This is a genomic window from Actinobacillus succinogenes 130Z, assembly GCF_000017245.1.
Lineage (GTDB): Bacteria > Pseudomonadota > Gammaproteobacteria > Enterobacterales > Pasteurellaceae > Exercitatus > Exercitatus succinogenes.
In genome coordinates this window covers 368339-388267 of record NC_009655.1, presented here as the reverse complement: position 1 = coordinate 388267, position 19929 = coordinate 368339, and the positions used below count along the sequence as shown (strand labels likewise).

The window sequence follows — 19929 nt, the reverse complement described above, 5'->3', positions numbered from 1 at the left end:
ATGACCGCACTTTGTCCTTGTCAGTCGGGATTGGATTATGCCGATTGCTGCGAACCCTTTCATTCGTTTAAAACCTGCCCGCAAACGGCGGAACAGTTAATGCGCTCCCGCTATTGCGCTTATGTGCTGAAAAACATTGATTATGTGATTCAAACCACCGTGCCCGGCCAACAGGCACAATTAGACAAAACGCTGTTGCAGGATTGGGCGAACGACACATCTTGGACGGGCTTGCAAATCGTACGTCATCAACCCGCAGTTTCCAAAATTCACAGTAAAGTGGAATTTAACGCCTTTTTTAAGGTGAACGATGAGAAACAGACGCATAATGAAAATTCGCTGTTTGTAAAAATTGACGGACGTTGGTATTTTGTAGATTCCACCGTGGAATTACCCAACCAAAAACACCCTTGTTTATGCGGTTCGGGCAAAAAATTCAAACATTGCTGCGGAGCTTATTTATGAAGACTGCTTTCACCCCCTTCGCTTCTTTCGGCAAAATTTTTCTGCAACGTTTCGGTCAAAACAAACTCTTGCTGGAAGCGGGCGCATTAACCTACAGTACCATGCTCGCCATCGTGCCGTTAATTATGGTGATATTTTCCATTTTTTCCGCCTTTCCCATTTTTAATGATGTCACCGGCGTATTAAAGGAATTTATTTTCACCAATTTTGCCCCTTCCGCCAGTGATGTGGTCGGACAATATATCGACCAATTCGTACAAAATTCGAAAAAAATGAGCGCGGTGGGCATTATCAGTCTAATTGTGGTGGCGTTAATGCTGATCAATTCCATCGATAATTCTCTGAACGGCATTTGGCGGACGCCTAAACGCGGTACGCTGTTCTCTTTTGCGGTTTACTGGACTATTTTGACCCTCGGTCCCATCATTATGGGCGTCAGCATTGCCATCAGCACCTATGTCACCAATTTAAGTTTGTTCCGCGGCGAATTGAATCTGCCTTTCGGCATCAAACTGCTCGGTTTTGTGCCTTTTATTCTCACCTGGCTGAGTTTCACGCTGATTTACGCCATTGTGCCGAACAAAAAAATCAACATTAAACATGCCGCCGCCGGTGCCTTGGTTGCCGCCGTTTTCTTCACTTTAGGCAAAAAAGCCTTTATGTGGTATATCACCACTTTTCCCTCTTATCAATTAATCTACGGTGCCATGGCGACCTTACCGCTCATGTTGTTGTGGTTGCAGTTAAGCTGGTTGTTTATTTTATTGGGCGCCCAACTGGCGGCTGTGTTAGATGAAATACAGCTTGAACAAAATAATGAAATCCATTCTGAACAAGTAAATAACAAGGATAAAAAATGATCGCACTGATTCAACGCGTCACACGGGCGCAAGTGGATGTGGACGGTAAAACCGCGGGAAAAATAGGCAAAGGATTGCTGGTGCTGCTCGGTGTGGAAAAAGAAGACAACCAAGCCCGTGCAAACAAACTGGCGGAAAAAGTGCTGAATTACCGTGTGTTTGGCGACGAAAACGATAAAATGAATCTGAACGTGCGACAAGCACAAGGCGAATTGCTGGTAGTTTCCCAATTCACTTTAGTGGCGGACACCGGACGGGGTTTACGTCCGAGTTTTTCCAACGGTGCCACTCCCGCTTTAGCGGATGAACTTTACCGTTATTTCATACGAAAATGCCGCGAAAAAATTCAGGTGGAAACCGGCGAATTCGCTGCGAACATGCAAGTCAGCCTCACCAACGACGGTCCGGTGACTTTTTGGTTGCAAAGCTAGACAGATAAAAAACTCGGTAAAAAACGACCGCACTTTTTCTATTACGTAAAAAGAGCGGTTAAAAAACCGAAGGTTTTTAGCTTATTTTATGTCCATGATGGTTGAAATATTTCCTGTCATTGTGCTCCGGATAATCTATAAAAATATTAATCTTCGGAATTATCGTCAACAGCTTTAACCACTGACAATTTATCCGTTTCCACATCGTTGTGCAGCAATTCTACTTTCGGCAGGGTTTTATTGGCTTTTGCCGATAAATCCTTAAAGCGTTCCACTTTACCTACCAGACCTTGCTGTCCCGCTAATGCCGTTACGGTTTCGTTATAACGGGTGTTAACGGTGGAAAGCGTGGCGCCGAGTTTTGCCAGCCGTTCCGCCACCAGACAAATCTGATTATAAATTTCACCGGCACGTTCGCTGATTTCACGGGCTTCTTCGTTACCCCGTTCCATCCGCCATAAATTCGCCACCGTACGCAAAATCGGCATTAGCGTAGTATGAGATACCATAATCACATTTTTGTTATAACCGAAATTAAACAACTCCGTATCGGTTTTCATGGCTTCGATATAAGCGGGTTCCACCGCAATAAACATGAGTACGAAATTCGGACTGCGCATACCGATCAGATTGCTGTAATCCTTTTGCGATAAATCGTTAATGTGATTGCGCACCGCTTTCACATGTTCGCGCATAAATTGTGCGCGTTGCGATTCATCTTCGCAATTCACCGCACTTTCATACGCCACCAGCGACATTTTGCTGTCGATAATCAAATGTTTGTTATCGGGCAGATAAATCACAAAATCCGGATAATTATTTTTACCCTGTTCGTCTTTAAAATGAACCTGAGTACGATAATGTTCGTCTTTCATCAAGCCGGCCAGTTGCAGCGCCCGTTCAAGCTGCACCTCACCCCAGTTGCCGAGGGTTTTCTTTTCGCCTTTCAAGGCGGAAGTCAGATTGTTCGCTTGCTGCGACATGGAAAGTCCGATATCGAGCACTTTTTTAATCTCCGATTCCAGCGCCGTATTGCCTTTCACATTTTCCGAATGAATTTCATTCGCCCGTTTCTGAAATCCCTCAATTTGTTCGCGGAACGGTTTCAACAAAGCGTCCAACGCGGTTTGATTGGATTGGCTGAAAGATTGGGATTTTTCCTCCAGAATACGGTTTGCCAGATTTTGAAATTCCACCGAAAGCTGTTGCTTGGATTGGGTGAAATTCTGCTGTTGTTCGGCAAAATTTTTCTCTTTTTCCGCCAGCGTAATCTTAAATGCCGTCAATTCCTGGGAAAGTGCGGTCAATTTTTCCCGCGTTTTGCTCAATTCATCTCGCTCCGTTTGCAATGCCCGATCCCGCTCGGCAATCTCATTATGCAGATAATCGTTACTGGTTTGAAAGCGCGCCACCGCTAAATCCTGCTGGTTTTTCAACGCGCCCAATGCATCGAATTTATCCGCCAATCGATTATAATCCTGAATATTTTTCGTTAAATCCTGTTGTAATTCCTGCGCATCCCGGCTGCGCCGCAGCAACATAAACAGTAAAATAAGACACAGTAATCCCAGTAAAAGTGCGGTCAGAAAATAAGGATTTTCGAGAAGTTGTTGCATAAAAATTCCTTCGTTTTAGGTTGTAGTATAAACCAAAACGGGTAAAATCAAGTGAGTATTTTTAATGGGAACAGATTAATGGCATCCGCACTTTTCGAACATACCAAACATCAGGAATTTTGCCCGCAATGCGGTTCGCCGCTGCAAATTCGTCAGAGCAAAAAAGCGCTGTTTTTAGGTTGTTCGGGCTATCCGAAATGTGATTATATTAAACCTTTGCAGCCTTTCAGTGAAAATAAAATCTTAAAACAGCTGAATGAAACCTGCCCCGAATGCGGTCGATTTTTACAGCTCAAACAAGGAAGTTTCGGCATGTTTATCGGCTGCAGCGGTTATCCCGATTGCCATTTCGTAGTGCACGACAAGGAAGAAGCGACAGAAGAAAGCGTGCCTTGTCCCGAATGTAAAAAAGGCGAACTGGTGGCGCGACGCGGACGTCAGGGCAAAACCTTTTACGGCTGTAACCGTTTTCCCGTCTGCAAGTATACCGTCGCCGGCAAACCTTATGCCGTAAACTGCCCGCAATGCGGCAGTTTGCCGGTGATGTTAAAAAAACAAACGGAAACCCGCCGCACTTTTATTTGCCTGAATAAAAGCTGTAAACATCAATTTGACATCAAATTATGAATTTCACTGAAATAGCCGAAAAACTAAAACAAAATCAAGTGGTTGCTTACCCGACCGAGGCGGTATTCGGTTTAGGCTGCAATCCGTTGAGCGAAAGTGCGGTTAAAAAATTACTCGATTTAAAACAGCGTCCGATAGATAAGGGGCTGATTCTTATCGCACCCGATTTACTTTATTTATTGCCGTTTATTGATACGGAACGATTAAATTCCAGACAAATTAGCCGTTTAACGGCAAATTATTCCCATCCCGTCACCTGGGTTGTGCCGGTAAAATTCGGTACGCCGAAATTCCTTACCGGACGCTTTAACAGTATTGCCGTTCGCATCAGCGATCATCCCGCCGTGGCGGAACTCTGCAGTTTAACGGGTTTTGCACTCACTTCCACCAGCGCCAACTTATCCGGTTTACCGCCCTGTAAAACGGCGGCTGAAGTGCGGTCACAATTCGGTCAGTTTTTTCCGGTACTGGATTATCCTGTGGGTCATGCGGAAAAACCGTCGGAAATTAGAAATTTACTCACAGATCAACTAATTAGAGAAGGTTAAATATGGACAATTATGCGGTTTGGGGGAATCCCATCAAACAAAGCAAATCGCCGCAAATTCACAAAATTTTTGCCGAACAGACAAAACAATGTATGGAATATAAAGCGATTTTAGGCGATCCGGAAAAATTCGAGACCGAACTCCTACGTTTTTTTGCCGACGGTGCCAAAGGCTGTAATATTACCGCTCCCTTTAAAGAACGGGCTTACAGTTTAGCCGACGAATACAGCGAACGTGCTTTAACCGCAGAAGCCTGCAATACTTTGAAACGCTTGCAGGACGGGCGTTTATATGCGGATAATACCGACGGCGCGGGCTTAGTCAGCGATTTGGAACGGTTAGGCTGGCTGAAATCCAAACAGTCCCTGTTGATTATCGGTGCCGGCGGCGCCACCAAAGGCGTATTATTGCCTTTATTGCAGGCGCAGCAAAATATCACGCTTTGCAACCGCACTTTAACCAAAGCACGGGATTTAGCGGATAAATTCGCACCCTACGGCAATATTCAAGCAATGAAACTCAGCGAAATTCCCGTACAAAAATTCGATTTGGTGATTAACGCCACATCCCTCGGTTTGCAAGGTAAAACCGTGGATATAGAACCCGAAATTTTACGTTTGGCGGGAGCGGTTTACGATATGCAGTATGACAAAGGCAAAGATACGCCTTTCGTAGCTTGGGCAAAAGCCCTCGGTGTGCAAAATGTTCATGACGGATTCGGTATGCTGGTGGGACAGGCGGCACATTCTTTCTATTTATGGCGCGGAATAATGCCCGATATCAAACCGTTATTAGAAAACGATTTGATTTAATACAAAAGTGCGGTCAAAAACTTTGTATTTTTTGACCGCACTTTTTGTTTATCTTAAATATCGTTCACTATTATAAATTAAACGGTTTCACATAAGGCAGCATACCTTTATCCAACATATCCACTAAACCGCTGTGGTGATCGTTCGGACCTAAACCGCGTAATTCCACCGTGAAATTTACGCTGTTGTCATACAGCGTATCTTTGCTGTCACTGTATTTACGCGTATCGCTTTCGCGCACCAAATAACGGCGCACACCCACACCGGCAGACCAACAACAAGTGTTGTAACGCACGCCGGCATATTGTTCCACCGCTTTATTCAGTGCGATGTCGTGATAATAACGTCCGACTACCGCCCAATTATCGGCAATTTCCCAGGCAACCGTACTACCCAATTGCTTAATATCCTGATTATAACGGTTAACGCCGGATGTCAGATTTTGGTCGATATATTCCTTACTGGCGTAACGATAATTTAACTGAATCAGATTATTCCGTTCGGGATTATATTCTAAACTGGTATTCATTAATGACACCGCATCCAAACGGGTATCGTATTGATAACTACCGCGCCAGTTCCATTGATTATTAATTTTCCAGTTACTTTCCAACGCCCATGAAGAGGAACGTCCGGTAGTACTGTTATTGCTGTTTTCATCAATACGGGAATCATTGAGATAAATAATTTGCCCTAAAGACACATTAAAACGTTCATTGGCATTTTCGTCATAAAAACGACTGGTACCGCCCAAGGTGAACTGATTGGCGGAAGCAATACGATCCAACCCGCTGTAGCGCCGATCACGGAATAATGAGAAATAATCCTGTTGTAATAAAGCGGAATCGTAACCTAAACCGAGATAATCTGAATAACGTTTGGAACCGATATTACTTTGGTTACGATAGGGACGATATAAATATTGCACATGCGGTTCAAGGGTTTGCGTATAACCTTTAATAAAGGTCTCATTGCTTGCCAAAACCGTCTGTAAATCCACCTTGACTTGCGGAATGGTACGATTGACGGATTTTTGAATATCCGCATCCACACCGGTTCCCGCTTTTTGCTGATAATGGGTGGCATACAATTTGGTTTCGATATTTAAGCTACCGTATTTATTCGCCAACGGAATATTCAGACTCGGTTCCGCATGATAACGCCATGCCGTCGGCATTGATTTGCTGTCGTTATCGAAATGTACCGCCTGAGCAAATAATTTAAAATCCAGCCAGCCGTTTGCCAGTCCGTTTTTATAATAATTGAAATCAATTTGCGGTAATGCCTTATACGGACCAATATCCACTTCATCAAAAATTTGGAATTGTTTCGCCGAAACGGTTAAATTCCAGTTCGGCTGATAATAAGATAAACGGGCGGACTGGGTGGCATAACCGTCCGTGCTATTTCCGTAATCGGAATCAAAATCAGAAAAATAACGTTTATCGCTCACTTTGGTGTAATCAATATTTAACCGCCAATCATCCCATAAACGGGCATCATGTTTCCAATAAAATAAATGACGGGAACGGTTTTCGCCGGTGTAATCATCATAACGATCGTCGCCTAAATATTCGCCGAAAATTTTCCCTTCCCCCAAAACGTTCAGATAACGGAATTCGCCTAACCACTGCCAGCCGCGTTGCGACATATATTTAGGCGTAATCGTCATATCGTAATTCGGTGCGATATTCCAATAAACGGGTTGGGCAAACCAATAGCCGTCACGACTGGAATGACCGGCACTGGGGATCAATAAACCTGATCGCCGACGATCGCCGATAGGCAACTGAAGATAAGGCGTATAAAAAACCGGTACGCCGCCAACTTTAAAACGCGCATGCCACATTTCCGCATATTCTTCCTTAATATGTTGTTTTATTTCGGAAGCGTCAATCTGCCATGAATTATCGTCCGGTAAGCAGGAAGTGAAAGTGGCGTTTTTCAATAAACGGTAATCATCGCGATTTTCGGAGCTTTCCGCCGTACCGCGTCCTTGTCTGCCCACAAACTGGTAATCGGAATTCGTTATATCCGCATCATTATTATTCAGATTGATTCTGGCGTTTTCACCTTTCAATAGGATCAGTTCGTCCCGGTAATTAAAAGCACCGTTAGCATAAGCATGACGTAACGCGTTCGCCCCTTCGCCCTTTTGCGTCACCACCACTTGCGGCGCCTGTAAATGACGGTTTCCCTGTTTAATATCTACATCACCACTGTAAGTAGCGCGGGAAGGGTTAATAATATCCGCACTGTCGGCCTCAATATAAACGGGTTGTTCGTTGGCATCGCCGGAAACCGGTTCCCCCGTGAACTGAGGCACGCCCGACAAACACCGACGATGTAAATTATCGGCATTCGCCCATGCACCGCCACTGTAAAGTGCGGTCAAAATCGCAAGAGAAATAAACGAATAAGAAGAATGTTTCATAGCTAATCGGTTAAACATAAAATTGAAGCAATTATACTTGATGTACTGAAATTTACCACGAAATTTGACCGCACTTTTGCGAGAACGTTTATGATCAATTATCTTTTTTTATTGAGATCAAGTTGTGAGTAACTTAATAAGAAAGTATGAAAAAACTGTATTTTTCCCGTTAATAAAATAAAACATAAATCTATCTGTGGATAAATCACCATTTTATACACAGCATTTTTGCTGTAAAGATCGAAATTTCTTACAAGATCCTTTTTCGGTTAACTTCTTTATTTTTATGCAAAAGATCCGTTTATACACAGGGATCAGGGGATCTTAATAATAGTCATAATAAGATCTTTATATATAAATTTAAGATCTTATTTTATTAGCTCCCCCATTTTTCTGTTTTTTCTCTCACTTAATACTTAATTGTGACTTTCAAGCCCGAATAAATTTCAGTAGAATAGCGCGTTACTTTTTATATTTCAGTCTAGGGATCGGTGAAAGCGATCGTACTCATTACATAAGGTTACTATGTTTTATACGGAAAATTATGATGTGATCGTAATCGGCGGCGGTCACGCAGGAACCGAAGCTGCGCTCGCTCCGGCTCGTATGGGGTTGAAAACTCTGCTTTTAACTCACAATGTAGATACTTTAGGCCAAATGTCCTGTAATCCGGCTATCGGCGGTATCGGAAAAGGGCATTTAGTCAAGGAAATCGATGCTATGGGCGGTTTAATGGCGACGGCAGCCGACCGGGCGGGAATCCAATTTCGTACTTTAAATGCCAGTAAAGGTCCGGCCGTACGGGCAACGCGTGCTCAAGCGGATCGCGTTTTGTACCGTCAAGCCGTACGTCAGGCGCTTGAAAATCAGCCTAATCTGGATATTTTTCAACAGGAAGCGACAGATATTTTATTAGAGCGGGAGCGCGCCGCCGGCGTTTCCACTAAAATGGGATTAACCTTTCGGGCTAAAGCCGTGATCTTGACCGCAGGAACTTTTCTAGCCGGTAAGATTCATATCGGTTTAACCAATTATGAAGGCGGACGTGCGGGTGATCCGGCATCGGTGACGCTTTCCCACCGGTTACGGGATCTCGGTTTGCGGGTGGATCGTTTGAAAACCGGAACTCCGCCGCGTTTGGACGCTCGCACTATTAATTTTGATATTCTGGCTAAACAATATGGAGATGCGGAATTACCGGTTTTCTCTTTTATGGGATCGACTGATCAGCATCCGCGACAAATTCCTTGTTTCATTACTCACACCAATGAACAAACACATGATGTGATCCGCAATAATCTGGATCGTAGTCCGATGTATACCGGTGTGATCGAAGGGATCGGACCCCGTTATTGTCCGTCTATCGAAGATAAAATCATGCGTTTTGCCGACCGTACTTCCCATCAAATCTATTTGGAACCGGAAGGTTTAACCAGTAACGAAGTTTATCCAAACGGGATATCTACCAGTTTGCCGTTTGATGTGCAAATGAAAATAGTCAATTCTATGAAGGGATTGGAAAATACCCGTATCGTTAAACCGGGTTATGCCATCGAATACGATTATTTTGATCCGCGCGATCTGAAACCGACTTTAGAAACTAAAGCGATCGGCGGTTTATTCTTTGCTGGTCAGATTAACGGCACGACAGGCTATGAAGAAGCGGCGGCACAAGGCTTGTTAGCAGGTATTAATGCAGGATTATTCGTCCGGGAAAAAGACGCTTGGTTTCCGCGTCGCGATCAGGCTTATGTGGGCGTGTTGGTGGATGATTTATGTACTCTCGGTACGAAAGAACCGTATCGTGTATTTACTTCTCGTGCGGAATACCGTTTGTTGTTGCGTGAAGACAATGCGGACAGCCGTTTAACACCGATTGCTCATGAATTGGGGTTAATTGACGAAGCCCGTTGGGCGCGCTTTAATCGAAAAATGGACAATATAACCAAAGAACGCGAACGTTTAAAACAGATCTGGATTCATCCGCAATCGGAACATTTGAACCATATTAACGGTTTGCTGAATGCTCCGTTAACTCGTGAAGCCAGCGGCGAAGATTTATTACGGCGTCCGGAAGTCAGTTATGAAAAATTGACAAAAACAGCGGCATTTTCACCCGCACTTGAGGATAAACAAGCTGCCGAACAGGTTGAAATTGCGATTAAATATCAAGGTTATATCGAACATCAGCAAGAAGAGATCGAAAAACAGAAACGTCATGAAAATACTCTCATTCCGGAACGTTTCGATTATTCTTTAGTTGCCGGTTTGTCCAATGAAGTACGCGCTAAACTAGAACAGCATCGTCCGGTTTCTATCGGACAGGCCGGCCGGATTTCGGGGGTGACGCCTGCAGCTATTTCTATTTTGCTGGTAAATTTGAAAAAGCAGGGAATGTTAAAACGTGGCGAATAATTTAGAACAAATATTACGCGAAAAACTGGAAATACTGCTCCAATCGACCGCACTTTCTCTGAGTTCTCAGCAAAAGCAACAATTAGTTAAATTGGTGTTGTTACTGAATAAATGGAATAAGGCTTATAATTTGACTTCCGTGCGTGATCCGCAGGAAATGCTGGTAAAACATATTCTGGATAGTTTGGTCGTTAGTCCTTATTTACGAGGAGAGCGTTTTATCGATGTGGGAACCGGTCCGGGTTTACCCGGTTTGCCGTTGGCGATTATTAATCCGGATAAAAAATTCGTATTGCTCGACAGCCTTGGTAAACGTATGAGTTTTATTCGAAATGCAGTACGAGAGTTAGAACTCACTAATGTGGAACCGGTGCTCAGCCGAGTAGAAGAATATATACCCGATCATAAATTTGACGGCGTATTAAGTCGCGCGTTTGCCAGTCTGAAAGATATGACAGACTGGTGCAGTCATTTGCCTGTGAATAACGGTCTGTTTTATGCTCTGAAAGGACAATATAACGAAGATGAAATAAAACAATTAGATGAAAAATTTACGATTCAGCAAGTGATTAAGTTAGATGTGCCGGAATTGCAAGGTAAGCGTCATTTAATACTGATTAAATAAAAACGCACTTTTTCTTGCTTCTGATCGAAAAATAATTAAAATGAATGAACATTCATTCATTAATGTTTTTTTATTTGAATTTTTTGCAATAAATTATGAAAAATAACTATTTATTTGTTGTTATTTTTCGGTAAAATTTTGACGATTTTTCAGAATAATAGAATGATATTTAACAAAAATTAAAAACAGTCTGGTTTTACCTATTTTGAGTAAGGCAAAGATTGCAATTGGAGTCTCAAGGCGTATAATCAAAAAACATTTTTGTTGATAGGGAAAGTCAATGTCTTTCGTTGTTAATCAAGCAAAACGGCACTATCGCAAAGCGTTATGGATAGAATCAGGAATCATTTTATTGGTAACGTTATTAGTGTTGGTTGCAAATTTTGATGCAACACTTTCACTCTTAACGGGATTATTATCCGGCTTTTTGCCATACTGCTTGTTTGTGTATTGGCTATTTTTTCGATATTCTCCTAAAAATCAGTCAAAAATGACCGCACTTTATTGTGGTGAGGGTTTGAAATGGCTGGCAACGATTGTATTGATTGCAGCGAGTTTTAAACTGATAACGAATTTAAATGTGTTAGCCTTTTTTATCGGCTACATAATGATGTTGATTTTCAATAATCTTATTCCCTTTGTTTTTTCAAAGGTCAAAAATTAAAGGACTATAATATTATGGCTGGAACAACCGCAGGATATATAGGTCACCACCTAACGTTCTTATCGTCAGGCGAAGGCTTTTGGGCAGTACATTTAGACACGCTGTTCTTTTCTATCGTTTCTGCTTTAATTTTCTTATTTGTATTCCGTAATGTTGCTAAAAAAGCTACTTCCGGCGTACCGGGAAAATTACAATGTATGGTTGAAATAGTGGTGGAATGGATTAACGGTATTGTGAAAGAAAATTTTCATGGTCCGCGTAATGTTGTAGCACCTTTGGCATTGACTATTTTCTGTTGGGTGTTCATTATGAATGCCATCGACTTAATTCCTGTTGATTTTCTTCCTCAACTGGCCGGTTTATTCGGCATTCATTATCTTCGGGCGGTACCTACTGCCGACATCAGCGCAACATTAGGTATGTCCTTATGCGTGTTTGCATTAATTCTTTTCTATACCGTGAAATCGAAAGGTTTTGGCGGATTGGTGAAAGAATATACGCTCCATCCCTTTAATCACTGGACACTTGTTCCGGTCAACTTTATTTTGGAAACCGTTACTTTACTGGCTAAACCTATTTCATTGGCATTCCGTCTATTCGGTAATATGTATGCAGGGGAATTAATATTTATTCTTATTGCGGTTATGTATTCCGCCAATGCAGCTATTGCCGCATTAGGTATTCCTTTACACCTTGCTTGGGCGATTTTCCATATTTTGATTATTACGTTACAGGCTTTTATCTTTATGATGCTGACTGTGGTGTATTTAAGTATTGCTTATAATAAGGCTGAACATTAATTTTTAACTAAACCTGCGCCCTTTCGGGCGCATTCATTAACTTAACGGAGAACATTATGGAATCTGTAATTACAGCTACAATCATTGGTGCATCAATTCTTCTTGCTTTCGCTGCACTGGGTACGGCTATCGGCTTTGCTATTTTAGGTGGTAAATTCTTAGAATCTTCAGCTCGTCAACCTGAGCTTGCTTCAAGTTTACAAACTAAAATGTTTATCGTTGCAGGTCTTTTGGATGCTATTGCGATGATTGCTGTAGGTATTTCATTATTATTCATTTTCGCTAACCCATTCATCAGTTTATTACAATAATTGTCGATTTTTTTTGAACTAAATTTACTCTTTTGAGTAATCGACAATATTAACAGAGGAGGGTGTTGTGAATTTAAATGCAACATTAATCGGTCAGCTTATTGCTTTCGCATTATTTACATGGTTTTGCGTAAAATTTGTTTGGCCGCCTATTATTAAAGCGATTGAAGAACGTCAAAGTTCTATCGCCAATGCCTTAGCATCGGCTGAAGCTGCAAGAAAAGAACAAGCGGATACGAAAACGTTAGCGGAAGAAGAAATTACCAAAGCTAAAATTCAGGCTCAGGAAATAATTGATTCGGCCAATAAACGTCGTAATGAAGTATTAGATGAAGTTAAGGCGGAAGCGGAAACGTTAAAAGCTAAAATTATTGAACAGGGTTACGCGGAAGTGGAAGCCGAGCGTAAACGCGTTCAGGAAGAGCTTCGTGTCAAAGTGGCTTCACTGGCGATTGCCGGTGCGGAAAAAATTGTTGGTCGTACCGTAGATGAAGCGGCAAACAATGACATTATTGATAAATTAGTTGCAGAACTATAAGAAGGTTGAGCTTATGTCAGAATTAACTACGATAGCTCGCCCTTATGCCAAAGCGGCATTTGATTTTGCCGTAGAACAAAGTGCGGTGGAAAAATGGCATGAAATGTTGGCTTTTATTGCAGAAGTAGCAAAAGACGAACAGATTCAGCAGTTTTTGACAAGTTCTTTATCCCCTGAAAAAGTAGCGGATACGGTAATTTCCATTTGTGGCGAACATCTTGATAAATCGGGACAAAATCTTATTCGGTTAATGGCTGAAAATAAGCGTTTAACTGTACTTCCTGCGGTATTTAACGAATTCCGACATTATATGGAAGAATATAATGCTATTGCTGAAGTTCAAGTTATTTCGGCTCAACCATTAAATGCAACGCAAACAGATAAAATTGCCGCTGCAATGGAAAAAAGACTTGCCCGTAAAGTTAAATTAAATTGCAGTGTAGATAATACTCTGATTGCAGGGGTTATCATTCGTACCGACGATTTTGTTATTGACGGTTCAAGCCGCGGACAATTAAACCGTCTGGCAAACGAATTGCAATGATAAGAGGATTAAAAAATGCAACTAAATTCAACTGAAATCAGTGAATTGATAAAAAAACGCATTGCCCAGTTTGATGTGGTGAGTGAAGCTCGCAACACCGGGACAATCGTTTCTGTGAGCGATGGAATTATTCGCATTCACGGATTAAGCGAAGTAATGCAAGGGGAAATGATTGCATTACCGGATAATCGTTATGCTATGGCACTGAACTTAGAACGTGATTCGGTCGGTGCGGTGGTGATGGGACCTTATATCGATCTCGCCGAAGGTATGGAAGTACAATGTACCGGTCGTATTCTTGAAGTACCGGTAGGTCGCGGTTTACTGGGTCGTGTAGTGAATACCTTGGGGCAGCCGATTGACGGTAAAGGCGAAATTAAAAATGACGGATTTTCACCGGTTGAAGTGATAGCGCCGGGCGTTATCGAACGTAAATCTGTTGATCAACCCGTACAAACCGGTTATAAAGCGGTTGACTCCATGGTACCAATCGGCCGTGGTCAACGTGAATTAATTATCGGTGACCGTCAAACGGGTAAAACCGCATTAGCTATCGATACCATTATTAACCAAAAAGATTCCGGGATTAAATGTATCTATGTAGCGATTGGTCAAAAAGCCTCAACTATCGCTAACGTAGTCCGTAAATTGGAAGAAAACGGCGCGTTAGCGAATACTATTATTGTAGTTGCTTCCGCATCCGAGTCTGCTGCGTTACAATATTTGGCACCTTATGCCGGTTGTGCAATGGGTGAATATTTCCGTGATCGCGGTGAAGATGCGTTAATCATTTATGATGACCTTTCCAAACAAGCGGTTGCATATCGTCAAATTTCATTATTACTTCGTCGTCCGCCTGGTCGAGAAGCATTCCCCGGTGACGTATTCTATTTGCACTCACGTCTATTGGAACGGGCGGCGCGTGTAAATGAAGAATATGTTGAAAACTTTACTAAAGGCGAAGTAAAAGGCAAAACAGGTTCATTAACTGCGTTGCCTATTATTGAAACTCAGGCCGGAGACGTTTCCGCTTTCGTTCCGACCAACGTGATATCTATCACTGACGGTCAGATTTTCTTAGAATCGAACTTATTCAATGCCGGCGTGCGTCCTGCGGTAAATCCGGGTATTTCGGTATCCCGGGTAGGTGGTGCGGCGCAAACTAAAGTCGTGAAAAAATTAGCCGGTGGTATTCGTACCGCGCTTGCTCAATATCGTGAGCTGGCGGCTTTCGCTCAATTCGCTTCTGATTTGGACGACGCAACACGCAAACAGTTATCACACGGTGAAAAAGTAACTGAAATGTTGAAGCAGAAACAATATGCGCCGTTAAGCGTAGCAGAACAGGCGGTACTTTTATTTGCCGTTGAATTCGGTTATTTAGATGATGTGGAATTAAACAAAATCGCTGATTTTGAGACCACACTTTTAGATTATGCAAATCGTACTAATGCCGAGTTTATGCGTGAATTAACTCAATCAGGTGATTACAACGATGAAATTAAAAATACCTTAGAAGGTATTTTAAATAATTTCAAAGCAAATAATACCTGGTAATAGGTTCGGAGAAAGACAATGGCTAGCGGAAAAGAGATAAAAACCAAAATTGCCAGTGTGCAAAGTACACAAAAAATTACTAAGGCAATGGAAATGGTGGCTACGTCGAAAATGCGTAAAACGCAGGATCGCATGGCGGCCTCTCGCCCTTATTCTGAAACGATCAGAAATGTTATCAGCCACGTGTCTAAAGCGAGTATCGGTTACAAACACCCGTTTTTAATGGAACGTGAAGTTAAAACAGTGGGTATGTTAGTGGTGTCGACAGACCGCGGTATGTGCGGCGGTTTAAATATTAACTTATTTAAAGCCGTACTGAACGAAATTAAAAAATGGAAGGAACAAGGCGTTACGGTTGAAGTCGGTGTAATCGGCGCAAAAGGTATTGCTTTTTTCCGTTCTTTAGGTTTTAAAATCAGAGCCCAGCATTCGGGAATTGGCGATAATCCTTCCGTGGAAGAATTGCTCGGTATTGCAAATGATATGTTTGATGCTTATAAAGAAGATAAAATCGACGCTTTATATTTAGCTCATAATCAGTTTATCAATACCATGTCGCAAAAACCGAGTGTTGCGCAGCTTGTACCGTTGCCCGAATTGGATACCGATAACCTAGACGAAAGACAACAGGTTTGGGATTATTTATACGAGCCGGAGCCCAAAGTTTTATTGGATAATTTGCTCACTCGTTATTTGGAATCCCAAGTTTATCAATCTGTGGTTGATAACTTGGCTTCGGAACAGGCAGCTCGAATGGTTGCAATGAAAGCAGCAACAGATAACGCAGGTAATTTAATCAATGATCTGCAGTTGGTGTATAACAAAGCCCGTCAAGCAAGTATCACAAATGAATTAAATGAAATTGTTGCGGGTGCCGCAGCAATTTAATGGAGAAAAGCGGTAATGTCAGCAGGAAAAATTGTACAGATTATCGGTGCGGTAATCGACGTTGAGTTCCCACAAAATGCAGTACCAAAAGTTTACGATGCATTAAAAGTTGAAGAAGGCGGTTTAACCCTCGAAGTTCAACAGCAATTAGGGGGCGGTGTGGTACGTTGTATCGCGTTAGGTACCTCAGATGGTTTAAAACGCGGTTTAGCGGTGAAGAATACGGGGAACCCTATTTCCGTGCCGGTTGGTACTAAAACCCTTGGTCGTATCATGAACGTATTGGGTGAACCGATCGACCAAAAAGGCGAAATCGGTGCCGAAGAAACTTGGGCTATTCATCGTGAAGCACCAAGTTATGAAGATCAATCCAACAGTACGGAACTCTTGGAAACCGGCATTAAAGTTATCGACTTGATTTGCCCGTTTGCAAAAGGGGGGAAAGTCGGCCTGTTCGGTGGTGCGGGCGTAGGTAAAACCGTTAATATGATGGAATTAATCCGTAATATCGCAATTGAGCACTCGGGTTTCTCCGTATTTGCCGGTGTAGGCGAACGAACCCGTGAAGGTAACGACTTCTACCACGAAATGACAGAATCGAACGTATTGGATAAGGTATCGTTGGTTTACGGCCAAATGAACGAACCGCCCGGTAACCGTTTACGTGTAGCATTAACCGGTTTAACCATGGCGGAAAAATTCCGTGATGAAGGTCGTGACGTATTATTTTTCGTGGATAATATTTATCGTTATACCCTTGCCGGTACGGAAGTATCCGCATTGTTAGGTCGTATGCCTTCTGCGGTGGGTTATCAGCCGACATTAGCGGAAGAAATGGGTGTATTGCAAGAACGTATCACTTCGACCAAAACCGGTTCAATTACCTCCGTACAAGCGGTTTACGTGCCAGCCGATGACTTAACCGATCCATCGCCGGCAACAACCTTTGCTCACTTGGATTCAACCGTGGTATTAAGCCGTAATATTGCGTCTTTAGGTATTTATCCGGCGGTTGACCCTTTAGACTCGACTTCACGTCAATTAGACCCGCAAGTCGTAGGTCAGGAACATTACGATGTAGCCCGCGGTGTACAAGGTATTTTGCAACGTTACAAAGAATTGAAAGACATCATCGCTATTCTCAGTATGGACGAACTTTCGGAAGATGACAAACTTGTTGTGGCACGTGCGCGTAAAATCGAACGTTTCTTATCACAACCGTTCTTCGTTGCTGAGGTGTTTACCGGTTCGCCGGGTAAATACGTATCCTTGAAAGATACGATTCGGGGTTTCAAAGGTATTCTTGAAGGCGAATACGATCATATTCCGGAACAAGCGTTCTATATGGTCGGTTCAATCGAAGAAGTTGTTGAAAAAGCGAAAAATATGTAATCACTTCAAGACTGATTACCAGAATTGAAGGAGAAAAACATGGCAACATTCAACTTAACCGTTGTAAGTGCGGAAGAAAAAATTTTTGAAGGTGCAGTAAAAAGTATCCAAGCTACCGGTTCTGAAGGGGAATTGGGTATTTTGGCCGGGCATATTCCTTTATTAACGGGAATTAAACCGGGCATCGTCAAAATTACCCGTGAAGATAATAGCGAAGAAGTACTTTATGTATCGGGCGGATTTTTAGAAGTTCAGCCTAATATAGTAACTGTGCTTGCTGACGTAGCTATCCGAGGTATCGAATTAGATCAAGAACGTATTCTTAATGCTAAACGCAAAGCGGAAGATAATATCGTGGCAAAACATGCCGATGTGGATCACAATTTACTGGTGGCAAAATTATCGAAAGAGCTGGCAAAGCTGCGAGCTTACGAACTGACCGAAAAATTAGTGAAAAACAAACGCTGATTTTAAGCGCACTTGAAGCCGTTCCTAACAGGAGCGGCTTTATTTTTAGCCGCTTGGTTGGTATTTTATCTGTTATTTGTTAAGCTGAATTCACTCAGTTTTTATAACAGGAAAATAAATATGCAATACAAAGCTATTTTCAGCGATATGGACGGTACTTTATTGAACAGCCGGCATCAAATCAGTTCGCGAACGGAACAGGCAATTAAATCGGTTATTAGCAAAGGAGTTCCGTTTATCCCCGTTTCCGCCCGCCCGCCTTATGCCATAACGCCTTATACGGATAAGTTACAAACCAACCAAGCTATTATTTGTTATAGCGGCGCATTGATTTTAGATCAAAATCTGCGGGAACTTTACAGTGTTCAAATAGATCAGACAGACTTAGCAATACTTAATCAAATTCTGACGGATTATCAATATCTTTCAATAAATCACTACGTCGGTTTAGATTGGTTCGCTAATGATTTAAACAATTATTGGACAAAACAGGAAGCGGATATTACGGGTTTGTCTCCTGAACGAATACCGACAAATCTCAAAAAAGCACATAAAATTTTGGTGATGGGAGAAGCGGATAAAATTCAACCGCTTGAACAAAAACTTAAGCAAAAACTACCGCACTTGAGCATTCATCGTTCTAAACCCGAATATCTCGAAATTATGAATAAAGCGGCAACCAAAGCCAAAGCCATTAGTTTCATGGAACAATATTTACATGTAAATGCCGATGAAGTGATTGCTTTCGGCGATAACTTCAACGATTTGGATATGTTGCAATACGCGGGTTTAAGCGTAGCTATGGGTAACGCGCCGGATGAAATAAAATCGGTAGCGAAAGAAGTGACTATGTCTAATGACGAAGACGGCATTGCTTTAGTATTAGAAGATAAATTTAAATAAAAAAATCTGCACTCCGGATTAATTTAGATTCGTCCTTGATGTGCAGATAAAAATATAAATATGAAAAAGACTATTAGAGGATTAATTCGAATTTACATTTTTTAAGAAAATTTGACGGGGCGATTTTAGCCCTAATTTTTCCGCTTCGTTAACCAGATTTAGAGCTTTATTTACATCTTTCGCTTTTAGCGCTTTGGTCACCGCTTGATTAAAATAGGCTTCGGTATCTTTATCTACGGCGGTAATTACCGCACCGGGATTTTGTACGGTTGAAGCAGCCGGTTTGCCTACGGGAGTCGAAGCTTTATCGGAGCTAAATATTTCCGTAGGTAATCCTATAAATTTAGTACCGTTTGCGCCTGATACATTAATTTCAATTTTGCCGTTTAAACTGTGCGCCACTTCAATGTCGTTAATGGCGGGTGGCTGTTTGCCGGTAGCTTTTGCATAGAGTTTGGCCGGGTGCGGCACAATTGTGGTTTTAGCTAAATCCTGTTGAGTGGTATAAACCAATAAGTAAATATAATCCTGGTTTATAGAAGGCGTTAAATTAAGTCTCGCGCCTAAACGATTACCTTTTAATCCCCTTTCTTCTTGCAATTTAAATTCGGAAGAGGGATAGGTTGCCGCCACATTAAAATTGCCGTCTAACACTACTGCGGTCGGTACAAAAAGATTTTTGTCCACCACCGGACTTTCGATTTCGATTTCCAATGTACCTTGGTTTGCAGGAATGCGATAAGCGGCGACCGGACTTGCAACCCCGGCAAATTGAGCGGTAAAAGCTTGTTTTTGTTGCTCCGTCAGGGTTGTTTTTACAGTTTGAGATAATGGCACATCCTGCCATTGAATTTGTGCTAATACCGTTGAATTAATATGAACGGGAGTCGTTGAATTATTTGCGACGGCGGGTAAAACAGTGACGATATTAGCCAATAAAAGTGCGGTTGAAAGTAGTGTTTTTTTCATATTAACCTCTAAAAAAACGTCGGGAAATATTATAGTAAATCAAGTTGTTAAATTGTAACCGC

General features: G+C 42.1%; 21 protein-coding genes. 18 read left to right on the top strand and 3 right to left on the bottom strand.

Annotated features, from left to right (window positions below; all coding sequences use genetic code 11):
- From ASUC_RS01800 to dtd, 3 genes are read left to right on the top strand one after another with little or no spacing between them, the layout of a single operon-like run.
- A complete protein-coding gene (locus ASUC_RS01800) occupies window positions 1-465 on the top strand; it encodes a YchJ family protein (protein ID WP_011978996.1) in 465 nt (154 codons plus the stop codon).
- Window positions 462-1325, top strand: coding sequence for a virulence factor BrkB family protein (locus ASUC_RS01795; protein ID WP_011978995.1), 864 nt, complete (start codon window positions 462-464; stop codon window positions 1323-1325). Before ASUC_RS01800 ends, ASUC_RS01795 begins: the two co-directional genes overlap by 4 nt.
- Window positions 1322-1756 carry a D-aminoacyl-tRNA deacylase gene (gene dtd, locus ASUC_RS01790; RefSeq protein WP_011978994.1) on the top strand — a complete coding sequence of 145 codons (435 nt, stop codon included), beginning with the start codon at window positions 1322-1324 and terminating at the stop codon, window positions 1754-1756. The genes ASUC_RS01795 and dtd overlap by 4 nt, the downstream gene beginning before the upstream one ends.
- Window positions 1757-1902: 146 nt before the next feature.
- Here dtd and rmuC read toward each other — a convergent pair whose 3' ends face one another.
- Entirely contained in the window at window positions 1903-3372 is a 1470-nt protein-coding gene (rmuC, locus tag ASUC_RS01785; protein ID WP_011978993.1) for a DNA recombination protein RmuC, read from the bottom strand.
- A gap of 78 nt (window positions 3373-3450) precedes the next feature.
- Between rmuC and ASUC_RS01780 the strand changes: the two genes are divergently transcribed.
- Genes ASUC_RS01780 through aroE form a run of 3 tightly spaced genes read left to right on the top strand, consistent with a single transcriptional unit; the run spans window position 3451 to window position 5359 of the window.
- Window positions 3451-3999, top strand: coding sequence for a DNA topoisomerase family protein (locus tag ASUC_RS01780; protein WP_011978992.1), 549 nt, complete (start codon window positions 3451-3453; stop codon window positions 3997-3999).
- A complete protein-coding gene (locus ASUC_RS01775) occupies window positions 3996-4547 on the top strand; it encodes a Sua5/YciO/YrdC/YwlC family protein (protein ID WP_011978991.1) in 552 nt (183 codons plus the stop codon). Before ASUC_RS01780 ends, ASUC_RS01775 begins: the two co-directional genes overlap by 4 nt.
- A 2-nt stretch (window positions 4548-4549) precedes the next feature.
- Window positions 4550-5359 (top strand): shikimate dehydrogenase, encoded by an 810-nt coding sequence (aroE, locus tag ASUC_RS01770; protein WP_011978990.1) that lies wholly within the window; start codon window positions 4550-4552, stop codon window positions 5357-5359.
- 70 nt (window positions 5360-5429) lie between these two features.
- On the opposite strand, the gene lptD is transcribed toward aroE, so the two are convergent.
- A complete protein-coding gene (gene lptD, locus ASUC_RS01765; protein ID WP_041834592.1) occupies window positions 5430-7793 on the bottom strand; it encodes an LPS assembly protein LptD in 2364 nt (787 codons plus the stop codon).
- 525 nt (window positions 7794-8318) lie between these two features.
- Between lptD and mnmG the strand changes: the two genes are divergently transcribed.
- The 12 genes from mnmG to ASUC_RS01705 all read left to right on the top strand — a co-directional run bounded on the left by mnmG (window position 8319) and on the right by ASUC_RS01705 (window position 18898).
- Window positions 8319-10208 carry a tRNA uridine-5-carboxymethylaminomethyl(34) synthesis enzyme MnmG gene (gene mnmG, locus ASUC_RS01760; protein ID WP_011978988.1) on the top strand — a complete coding sequence of 630 codons (1890 nt, stop codon included), beginning with the start codon at window positions 8319-8321 and terminating at the stop codon, window positions 10206-10208.
- Complete coding sequence (gene rsmG, locus ASUC_RS01755; protein WP_011978987.1) at window positions 10198-10833, top strand: 16S rRNA (guanine(527)-N(7))-methyltransferase RsmG; 636 nt, start codon at window positions 10198-10200, stop codon at window positions 10831-10833. The genes mnmG and rsmG overlap by 11 nt, the downstream gene beginning before the upstream one ends.
- Window positions 10834-11113: 280 nt before the next feature.
- Entirely contained in the window at window positions 11114-11497 is a 384-nt protein-coding gene (locus tag ASUC_RS01750; RefSeq protein ID WP_011978986.1) for an ATP synthase subunit I, read from the top strand.
- 14 nt (window positions 11498-11511) lie between these two features.
- On the top strand, window positions 11512-12297 hold the full coding sequence (atpB, locus tag ASUC_RS01745) for a F0F1 ATP synthase subunit A (RefSeq protein WP_011978985.1): 786 nt from the start codon (window positions 11512-11514) through the stop codon (window positions 12295-12297).
- Between the two features lie 56 nt (window positions 12298-12353).
- Complete coding sequence (atpE, locus tag ASUC_RS01740) at window positions 12354-12608, top strand: F0F1 ATP synthase subunit C (RefSeq protein WP_011978984.1); 255 nt, start codon at window positions 12354-12356, stop codon at window positions 12606-12608.
- 67 nt (window positions 12609-12675) lie between these two features.
- Window positions 12676-13146, top strand: a complete 471-nt coding sequence (gene atpF, locus ASUC_RS01735) for a F0F1 ATP synthase subunit B (protein WP_011978983.1) — start codon at window positions 12676-12678, stop codon at window positions 13144-13146.
- A gap of 13 nt (window positions 13147-13159) precedes the next feature.
- A complete protein-coding gene (gene atpH, locus ASUC_RS01730; RefSeq protein WP_011978982.1) occupies window positions 13160-13690 on the top strand; it encodes a F0F1 ATP synthase subunit delta in 531 nt (176 codons plus the stop codon).
- A gap of 15 nt (window positions 13691-13705) precedes the next feature.
- The gene (gene atpA / locus ASUC_RS01725) at window positions 13706-15247 is read left to right on the top strand and encodes a F0F1 ATP synthase subunit alpha (RefSeq protein WP_011978981.1); all 1542 of its coding nucleotides are present in this window, start codon (window positions 13706-13708) and stop codon (window positions 15245-15247) included.
- 18 nt (window positions 15248-15265) lie between these two features.
- Window positions 15266-16135 carry a F0F1 ATP synthase subunit gamma gene (gene atpG, locus ASUC_RS01720; RefSeq protein ID WP_011978980.1) on the top strand — a complete coding sequence of 290 codons (870 nt, stop codon included), beginning with the start codon at window positions 15266-15268 and terminating at the stop codon, window positions 16133-16135.
- 15 nt (window positions 16136-16150) lie between these two features.
- Window positions 16151-17527 carry a F0F1 ATP synthase subunit beta gene (atpD, locus tag ASUC_RS01715; protein ID WP_011978979.1) on the top strand — a complete coding sequence of 459 codons (1377 nt, stop codon included), beginning with the start codon at window positions 16151-16153 and terminating at the stop codon, window positions 17525-17527.
- A gap of 39 nt (window positions 17528-17566) precedes the next feature.
- On the top strand, window positions 17567-17995 hold the full coding sequence (locus tag ASUC_RS01710; protein WP_011978978.1) for a F0F1 ATP synthase subunit epsilon: 429 nt from the start codon (window positions 17567-17569) through the stop codon (window positions 17993-17995).
- Between the two features lie 120 nt (window positions 17996-18115).
- Window positions 18116-18898 carry a Cof-type HAD-IIB family hydrolase gene (locus ASUC_RS01705; protein WP_011978977.1) on the top strand — a complete coding sequence of 261 codons (783 nt, stop codon included), beginning with the start codon at window positions 18116-18118 and terminating at the stop codon, window positions 18896-18898.
- Window positions 18899-18979: 81 nt separating this feature from the next.
- Here the strand turns inward: ASUC_RS01705 and malM are convergent, their stop codons facing one another.
- A complete protein-coding gene (gene malM / locus ASUC_RS01700) occupies window positions 18980-19867 on the bottom strand; it encodes a maltose operon protein MalM (protein WP_011978976.1) in 888 nt (295 codons plus the stop codon).
- Window positions 19868-19929: the final 62 nt, after the last annotated feature.